General features: G+C 75.3%; 2 protein-coding genes. Both read left to right on the top strand.

Annotated elements, in window-relative coordinates; translation table 11 throughout:
• A partial coding sequence (gene miaA / locus HMPREF3105_RS11340; protein WP_070709683.1) for a tRNA (adenosine(37)-N6)-dimethylallyltransferase MiaA occupies positions 1 to 898 on the top strand: 898 nt, incomplete at its 5' end.
• A 9-nt stretch (positions 899 to 907) separates the two neighbouring features.
• The coding region (gene dapF, locus HMPREF3105_RS11335) for a diaminopimelate epimerase (RefSeq protein WP_246830384.1) at positions 908 to 1,615 on the top strand (708 nt) is incomplete at its 3' end.

Below are 1,615 nucleotides of genomic sequence, written 5' to 3'. Positions count from 1 at the left end.
CGGGGCGACGGCGACGGGCAAGTCCGCCCTCGCCGTCGCCCTGGCGCACGCGCTGGACGGCGAGGTGGTCAACGGGGACGCCCTGCAGTTCTACCGGGGGATGGACGTGGGCACGGCGAAGGTCACCCCGGCTGAACGCGAGGGCGTCCCGCACCATCTGCTGGACGTGCTCGACGTCGGCCAGGAGGCCTCGGTGGCGGCCTTCCAGTCCGCGGCCCGCGACCTGTTCGACCAGATCCGCGCGCGGGGACGGACCCCGATCCTCGTGGGCGGCTCCGGGCTGTACGTGCGGGCGGCGCTGGACGTGCTCGAGTTCCCGCCCACGGACCCGGCGCTGCGGGCCGAGCTGGAGGCGCGCGCGCAGCGGGAGGGCCTGGCCGGGCTGAGGGCCGAGCTGGCCGCCCTGGACCCGGTCTCGGCGGAGCGGCTGCAGGACGCCCGCCGCATCGTGCGCGCACTGGAGGTGTGCCGACTGACGGGCCGCCCGTTCTCCGCGTTCATGCCGGAGCGCACGTACGCCCCGGAGGTCGCCCCCGTGGTGCAGCTCGGCCTGCGCCTGGACCGGGCCGAGCTGCACCAGCGGATCGCGGCCCGGGTGGAGCGCATGCTGGCCGAGGGTCTGCTGGACGAGGTCCGCCACCTCGACGTCCCCGGGCCGGACGGGCTGCGGCAGGGACCGACCGCGTCCCGCGCGATCGGCTACGCCCAGATGCTCGCCGTCCTCGACGGCGAGCTCACCGAGGAGGAGGCGGCCGAGCAGACCGTCGTGGCCACGCGCCGGTTCGCCCGCCGCCAGGAGACCTGGTTCCGGGCCGACCCGCGCGTCGTCTGGCTCGACGCGCAGGGCGAGGACATCGTGGCGGAGGCGCTCGCCGTCGTCGCCGGGGACGCCACCTAGACTGGACCCATGACCGAGCAGCCCGCGGCGCCCGCCGCCCAGGACCCCCTCCACGCGAGCGCGCCGCGCGTGCCGTTCACGAAGGGCCATGGCACGGGCAACGACTTCGTGCTGATCGCCGACCCGGACGGCAACACGCAGCTCGACGCCCAGCGCGTCGCACGGCTGGCTGACCGGCACCGGGGGATCGGCGCCGACGGCGTCATCCGCGCCGTGCGCTCGGCACGCCTGCCGGAGGGTGAGGCGCTGCTCGCCGAGCACCCCGAGGCCGAGTGGTTCATGGACTACCGCAACGGCGACGGCTCGATCGCCGAGATGTGCGGCAACGGGGTGCGCGTCTTCGTGCACTTCCTGGTCGAGAAGGGCCTCGTGGACCTGGCCCCCGGCCGGGCGATCACCATCGGCACGCGCGCCGGCGTGAAGGCCGTGACCCGGCTCGAGCACGGCTACGCGATCGACATGGGCCCCTGGTCGTACCTCGACCCCGAGCTGGCGGAGGAGGCGGCGTCGGACTCGATGGTCCTCGCCCACGGCCTCACCGATCCGCGTCCGGCGCTGAGCATCTCGATGGGCAACCCCCACACCGTGGTCCCGCTGGCCTCCTTCGCCGACCTGCAGGGGCTGGACCTGGGCCGCGCCCCCGAGGTGGACCCCGCCCCGCCGCACGGGACGAACGTCGAGTTCGTGGCCGCGCACGAGCCGCTCGTGCGCGAGAGC

Origin of the sequence: Micrococcus sp. HMSC31B01, from assembly GCF_001816085.1 — a bacterium.
Lineage (GTDB): Bacteria > Actinomycetota > Actinomycetes > Actinomycetales > Micrococcaceae > Micrococcus > Micrococcus luteus.
Note: the sequence above shows the minus strand (reverse complement) of the source record. Positions and strands in the feature narration are given on the sequence as shown.